10 protein-coding genes and 1 pseudogene are annotated in these 6016 nt (G+C 37.3%); 4 read left to right on the top strand and 7 right to left on the bottom strand.

Annotated features, from left to right (window positions below):
• Positions 1-363 (top strand): NAD(P)-dependent oxidoreductase (locus AC11ZT_RS13660; protein ID WP_484060127.1); only part of this gene is annotated, 363 nt, incomplete at its 5' end.
• A gap of 95 nt (positions 364-458) precedes the next feature.
• Here AC11ZT_RS13660 and AC11ZT_RS13665 read toward each other — a convergent pair.
• Positions 459-728: a hypothetical protein gene (locus AC11ZT_RS13665; RefSeq protein ID WP_484060128.1), complete on the bottom strand. Its 270-nt coding sequence runs from the start codon at positions 726-728 to the stop codon at positions 459-461.
• Between the two features lie 259 nt (positions 729-987).
• On the bottom strand, positions 988-2184 hold the full coding sequence (locus AC11ZT_RS13670) for an aminotransferase class I/II-fold pyridoxal phosphate-dependent enzyme (protein WP_484060129.1): 1197 nt from the start codon (positions 2182-2184) through the stop codon (positions 988-990).
• Between the two features lie 35 nt (positions 2185-2219).
• Here AC11ZT_RS13670 and AC11ZT_RS13675 point away from each other — a divergent pair.
• Positions 2220-3063, top strand: a pseudogene (locus AC11ZT_RS13675) (carbon-nitrogen family hydrolase).
• 55 nt (positions 3064-3118) lie between these two features.
• Here AC11ZT_RS13675 and AC11ZT_RS13680 read toward each other — a convergent pair.
• On the bottom strand, positions 3119-3280 hold the full coding sequence (locus tag AC11ZT_RS13680; RefSeq protein WP_484060130.1) for a hypothetical protein: 162 nt from the start codon (positions 3278-3280) through the stop codon (positions 3119-3121).
• 152 nt (positions 3281-3432) lie between these two features.
• On the opposite strand from AC11ZT_RS13680, the gene AC11ZT_RS13685 reads away from it, so the two are divergent.
• A complete protein-coding gene (locus AC11ZT_RS13685; RefSeq protein WP_379966742.1) occupies positions 3433-3582 on the top strand; it encodes a YvrJ family protein in 150 nt (49 codons plus the stop codon).
• A gap of 55 nt (positions 3583-3637) precedes the next feature.
• On the opposite strand, the gene AC11ZT_RS13690 is transcribed toward AC11ZT_RS13685, so the two are convergent.
• The 3 genes from AC11ZT_RS13690 to AC11ZT_RS13700 all read right to left on the bottom strand — a co-directional run bounded on the left by AC11ZT_RS13690 (position 3638) and on the right by AC11ZT_RS13700 (position 5061).
• Positions 3638-4246 (bottom strand): DUF955 domain-containing protein, encoded by a 609-nt coding sequence (locus AC11ZT_RS13690; RefSeq protein ID WP_484060131.1) that lies wholly within the window; start codon positions 4244-4246, stop codon positions 3638-3640.
• Between the two features lie 111 nt (positions 4247-4357).
• Positions 4358-4651: a hypothetical protein gene (locus tag AC11ZT_RS13695; RefSeq protein WP_484060132.1), complete on the bottom strand. Its 294-nt coding sequence runs from the start codon at positions 4649-4651 to the stop codon at positions 4358-4360.
• 41 nt (positions 4652-4692) lie between these two features.
• Positions 4693-5061: a hypothetical protein gene (locus AC11ZT_RS13700; protein ID WP_484060133.1), complete on the bottom strand. Its 369-nt coding sequence runs from the start codon at positions 5059-5061 to the stop codon at positions 4693-4695.
• A gap of 227 nt (positions 5062-5288) precedes the next feature.
• On the opposite strand from AC11ZT_RS13700, the gene AC11ZT_RS13705 reads away from it, so the two are divergent.
• Entirely contained in the window at positions 5289-5579 is a 291-nt protein-coding gene (locus AC11ZT_RS13705) for a DUF3928 family protein (protein ID WP_484060134.1), read from the top strand.
• A 90-nt stretch (positions 5580-5669) separates the two neighbouring features.
• Here AC11ZT_RS13705 and AC11ZT_RS13710 read toward each other — a convergent pair.
• A partial coding sequence (locus AC11ZT_RS13710) for an SdpI family protein (RefSeq protein ID WP_484060135.1) occupies positions 5670-6016 on the bottom strand: 347 nt, incomplete at its 5' end.

The following is a 6016-nucleotide window of genomic DNA, read 5'->3' on the forward strand; positions in this document are numbered from 1 at the left end:
GGTCAGCATACAAAAATGTGTAACCAAATTGCTATAGCCTCCAACATGATTGGGGTATGTGAAGCAATCGCATATGCTCAAAAGTCCGGACTTGAACCGAAAAGGGTTTTAGAGAGTATTGCGTCAGGTGCAGCTGGTAGTTTTTCGTTAAGTAACTTAGCTCCTCGTATGATAGAAGGAAACTTCGATCCTGGATTTTATATTAAACATTTTATTAAAGATATGAAAATTGCTTTAGAAGAAGCAGAAGCAATGAAATTAGAAGTACCTGGTTTATCCTTAGCAAAACAAATGTATGAGGAATTAGCAAAACAAGGTGAAGAAAATAATGGAACACAGGCCCTTATTAAACGTTATATATAAGGGTATGCAAATGGAATAATTAACCAATAGGATATACAAAAAGTCCTCCAAACGTTAGGAGGACTTTTTGTATTGATAGCATAAAATTTATGTGATTATAGCCGTGCTTTGACACGTTGCTCTTTTGTGAATGGTTCAACATCATCAACTTCCGTAGCGGTAGCGGGTACACGATTTTTAATAATCAATATGGTAAACAACAATGAAACTGGAATAGCTAAATAATAGCTTAATATGGTAGCGCTTACAACTGAAGCGATAAAACCGAACATTCCTAATTCTAATTTTCCACGTATCGCTCCTATTACAGCGGGTACTATACCACAAATCATACCGATTATGACTGTGCTTATTAAATAGTACATTTGATCATCTCCTTTTCGTAGGAACCTAAAAAAAGAAAATATGGATTAAAATAACTTTATCTACTCCCATTATATACACGTTGCATCGAAAATGTTCATAAAAGTTTCACAAATTTGTGCTTTTTTAGTCAAAATAAAAAGGAGGAGTAGACTGATGCCAGAGAATAAGAATGGAAATAAGGTTATAAATAGAAAAAAGGCGATACAAACCAGTGTTTGCATCACCTTTAGCCGTGTAAAAATTATTCCAATTACCTGTTTACTTTCTCTGCATTGCTTCATCTTTATTAAAAATATGTAATGCTTCAATTCGTTTGACTGCTTCTCGTAAACGATCTTCACTATGAAGCAAACCAACGCGGACAAATCCTTCTCCATATTCTCCAAATCCAATCCCAGGTGCAACAGCCACATGTGCTTTTTCTAGCAATACATCTGCAAAGGTTTGAGAAGTATACCCTTTAGGTACGGGTAGCCATGCGAAAAAGGAGCCTTCCGGAGCTGCAACTTTCCACCCTATATCATGACAAGCAGATATGAAGGCTTGTCGCCGTGATGAATACATGGCAACAAGCTCTCTGATAGATGTTTGCTCATGGAGCAAGGCCTGCTTTGCTGCTTCTTGGATTGCACCGAAAACACTGACATACATATGGTCTTGTATTAATTGAATTGCTTCAATGACGCTAGCGTTACCAACTGCAAACGCGATTCTCCAGCCTGCCATATTAAATGTTTTGGACATCGTATAGATTTCAATTCCAATATCCTTTGCTCCAATTGTTTGTAAAAAACTCATTGGTTTGTTGTCAAATCCGATAGCACCATAGGCAAAATCATGGCAAACAAGAATGTGATGCTGCTTTGCAAAAGCAACAGTCTTATCAAAAAATTCTTTCGTTGCAACTGCGCCTGTTGGATTGTTTGGATAATTTAAAAACATTAGTTTTGCTTTTGCAGCCGTTTGTTCAGAAATTGTTGCGTAGTCGGGTAAGTACTGATTGCTTGCTAAAAGTGGCATCATTTCCATTTTTGCCTTTGCCAAAGCGACTCCAGACCAGTAGTCAGGATAACCGGGATCAGGAACGAGAATCGTATCACCAGGTTCAGTAAAGCAAAGGGGTAACTCGACAAGCCCTGTCTTTCCTCCAAAAAGAACAGCAATCTCTGTTTCGGGATTCAGTGATACACCATATTCTCTTTCATAGAATAGGGCAACCGCTTCTTTCAAAGAAGAATGACCACGAAATGGAGGATATTTATGGTGAAGTGGGTCATTTGCAGCGGATTGCAAGGTCTGCACTATAGAGTGAGGTGTAGGCTGATCCGGATTGCCCTGTCCAAGATTAATGACATCATGGCCTTTAGCAATGCTTGCATTTACTTTTTGAACGAGTGAGGCAAAAAATTGCGTTGGTAATTCTGATAGTGTTTGTGAAGGTTTAAAATATTCCATCTTTTGCACCTCTTCTAAAAATTGTTGCAATTCTAGTGACCAATAATATATCGTTATTAGTAGTTTGTAAAGTATATTTTTATGAAGGGGGAGCAAGTCATGAAGGTTGCATGCTTACAACTGGATATTTGTTTTGGTGATGTTGGGGCAAATGTAGAATATGCCGAAAAAGAGATAGAACGTGTTATGGAGGAACGTCCGGATGTTGTGTTGTTACCAGAATTATGGACAACGGGTTATGATTTAGAACGTTTGAATGTGCTTGCTGATGAAGATGGAACGTTTTCTAAACGTATATTAAGTGATTGGGCAAAGCGTTTTGAAGTGAATATAGTTGGCGGTAGTATTGCAAAGCAAACAGGCGAGCTTGTTACGAATACGATGTACACTTTTAATAAAAAAGGCGAACAAATTGGTGAATATAGTAAAGTACATTTATTTCAGCTTATGAATGAGCATAAATTTTTGTCATCGGGTAATGAAAAAGGAGATTTTCTGTTGGATTCCACTCCATGTGCAGGGCTAATCTGCTATGATATTCGTTTTCCGGAGTGGGTACGTACTCATACTGCGCAAGGAGTAGAAGTATTATTTATAGTAGCAGAATGGCCATTGTCTCGACTCGCACATTGGCGCATCTTGCTTCAAGCACGTGCAATTGAAAATCAATGCTTTGTAGTTGCTTGTAATCGTAGTGGAAGCGATACTAGCACAACGTATGGAGGTCATTCCATGGTAATTGATCCGTGGGGAGAGATTATAGCTGAGGCCGGGGAAAAAGCTGAGCATTTAATCGCTACATTTGACGTAGGAAACATAGAGCGAGTACGAAATAAAATTCCAGTGTTTGCGGATCGTCGGCCGGATTTATATAAGTAAAATAGGAAGAGCAGGCTAGCCTCCATAGGATAAAGACTAGCCTGATTCACTTTTCTTACTTTTTGATTTTATTTATAAGACTCACAATTAGGTAGCCTATAAAACCAGCAACTACTAGAAATATGATAAGCTTAAAGGCAGCGCCTGTCAGTCCTATGATAATTTTTAGAAGGAACACTGCAAGTAACCCTACAATGATATAATATAAAATTTTCATTTTTTCTCTCCTCTTAGTAATTTGTCATTATTTCAACCTCTACTATAGCATTTTCTTTTTTTATAATGAAAAAAAGATAGGAAAAGCTGAAAAACGTATACCTATTTTATTCCTTACTACTTTATTTATTAGTGAGGGAAGGAGGGAGACGTGTGGAGGAATGGGTACCGTTAATTGCAAATGTTGGATTTCCAATTGTCGTTACACTTTATTTATTACACAGAGTCGAAACGAAGCTAGATGCGGTTGTGTTAGCAATTGAGAAACTTTCACAACAATTGAATCAGAAAATGGAACAGTAGGGGAAATGAGCGCTGGTTAATTGCCAGTGCCCATTTCTTTCATGATATATTTACCCTATCCGCGCAGCAATGGACTTTGGGAAGCTATGAATCGTTGCTCTTCTGTCAGCAGATGTTGCCGCTGCCATGCACGAGGGAGAGAAGGAACTACCGGGTACATTAAATTATTAGGGTTAGGATGGTGTTGAGACCCCGTAGGGGAATGGGGATCTATATTAGTTAGCATTCCATTCTTTCTCTGTGTAAGTAAAATATGCCCGATTTCATGTGCAAGAGTTAGTTTATTGGGAGCGGAGGCCGCTGTGTTTGTTACAAATATATGTCCTTTCCAAAGTAGTCCGGAAGCTTCAGAATACGCACAACCGATTACATGAGGTTCCTTAAAATAATTCCCTCCAACATAGGTAATATATAGACTAGCGTTTGGACATGCCGATTTATAATTTTCAAGTAAACGCCAAACCTTTGGCTGGTGTCGAAACGGAGTAGAGTAACTAATTTCTTGATCATGGAATCTAAATGTTTGGTCTAACATAATTATTTTTTTTATGTGAAAAGAGATTGGATACCAAATGTCATGAGAAAGGAACAAATCTCGTTGAATGCGATTATTATCTACATTGGCACCTGGCGTAACATTTATACATACATGCAAATATGCCATGTGTGACACCTCTATTTGGGATTACAGCATTATATGTACACGTACTTCGGTTTGCCTGTACGAATTGAAACAGGATGATATTTTTAGGATGATTTCATAAAAAAACCACCTTCATGTAGGTGGAGAATCTTGAGAGATAAAAGTTCGCAATGTTCGAATATCATTTTTAGTATGAATCGCTTCAGGAGATGGATTAGCGTTTGATAGCAACGATGGCAATTGCGAATCTGGTTTTCCTAGTAAACGGTTAAGATTCTGAAGCATATGCATGAATTGTTCATCCGTTATGGTACGGCTTGTATGCCAGTAGCAAGCCATTGTATACGCCACTGGACTCATATCTATTTGGATATCTACGTTTACATTAGAATTTCCGCTATTCGTAATGTTAGCATAGTTACGCATCCTTCATTCCTCCTTCGCACAGCAAAAGTTTTCTATATAGATTAAAACGTATCGTTTCTTTTCTTTTTAGTAGAATTCGTTGAATTGTTTGCTAGTAAATTATTGATTGCTGTTTTATTTAGTTCCCTGCTTACCTCTAATAGTGGTTGAAGCATAGTAAGCAGTGCTTGTGCGTCAACATTAGCATCTTGCGAACGTTCATTTCTTGTAATAGTGGCTTGATCTGCATTTGACCGTGAATTCGTATCTGCATTTAACGTTACACTTGAATTTCCGCTGTTTGTTATTTGGGCAGAATTTGTATGAGTTCCAATTTCTCCACTTAACACATTATCTGAAACACCCGCTACATCTGATGTGGGTTGAGTTGTTCTTTGATTTAACAAATCCTGTATGCTACGAATTGACATAGTACTCTCTCCTTTATATTTCTCATAGAATGTTTACAGGATAAAATATGCAGGAAAAGGTAAAAAAGAATGGACAAATACACTAGGACAAACGTTCATTTTTGTGTGGGCTTAAAACATTTGCTACTTTAATGAGGAATTTTTCTTTTCGTTCAATAAACGTTCGATTTTAAAACTGGAATCTCCTTCCTTTTGTTGTATAGTGATAGTAGAAGGGAGATGAAGGTATGTATACAATTAAAGTTTTATCTAACCGAGAAACTGTTTATCAATTAGCTAGCTACATTCGTTCTGTTAAAGGAGTAAAGGATGTTTACGTAGAAGTAGGCAAACAAGGAAGTGAGCATCAACAAGGTAAATTTTCACTTCAGTTTTCCATTGATACTGAGAATGTACAGCCGACTCTCCAAGAAATTGCTCGCTTGGTAAAATTATCTCGTTTTACATATGTACAGTATCATGATAATGATATGGAAGAGGCATTTGAGGCCATAAAACTTGAAAGTATTGAAGTGTAGTAGAATTGAAGGATAATATTAATCTTGATGCATAGGGGCTCTCTAAATCTTGAGAGCCCTTTATTCATGATAGGAATGGTTGTTCTCAATTCATGAATGTAATTTTTTATACAGGAAGTAGGACCAAATATACGGTACAACTACACATAAGAAAATGGCACTACTAAGTAAATAGATTTTAAAGTAGCCAGGAACAAATGCTGCAAGTATAAACAGTATCCCCGCGATAACAAACATTTTTGCACCTAAATGTTGTGTGTCCTTCCAAACTTTTTCATCCTGAAGTGCCCATGGTGTGCGAATTCCAATAAAGTAATTTGAACTGATACGTGGCATATAATTTCCGATAATAATGAACAAAACCCCGATTAAGACCGGAACTATCATTTCCGTTCTAACATTTATTCCGAAACCTGCGCCAAGGGTAATAGCATGAA

This window comes from Ectobacillus sp., assembly GCF_056992975.1.

Coding starts and splice junctions, on each gene's coding strand:
- AC11ZT_RS13700 (WP_484060133.1), bottom strand. CDS start 5,061: ATGTCAATTCGTAGCATACAGGATTTGTTAAATCAAAGAACAACTCAA.
- AC11ZT_RS13695 (WP_484060132.1), bottom strand. CDS start 4,651: ATGCGTAACTATGCTAACATTACGAATAGCGGAAATTCTAATGTAAAC.
- AC11ZT_RS13665 (WP_484060128.1), bottom strand. CDS start 728: ATGTACTATTTAATAAGCACAGTCATAATCGGTATGATTTGTGGTATA.
- AC11ZT_RS13690 (WP_484060131.1), bottom strand. CDS start 4,246: ATGGCATATTTGCATGTATGTATAAATGTTACGCCAGGTGCCAATGTA.
- AC11ZT_RS13670 (WP_484060129.1), bottom strand. CDS start 2,184: ATGGAATATTTTAAACCTTCACAAACACTATCAGAATTACCAACGCAA.
- AC11ZT_RS13680 (WP_484060130.1), bottom strand. CDS start 3,280: ATGAAAATTTTATATTATATCATTGTAGGGTTACTTGCAGTGTTCCTT.
- AC11ZT_RS13705 (WP_484060134.1), top strand. CDS start 5,289: ATGTATACAATTAAAGTTTTATCTAACCGAGAAACTGTTTATCAATTA.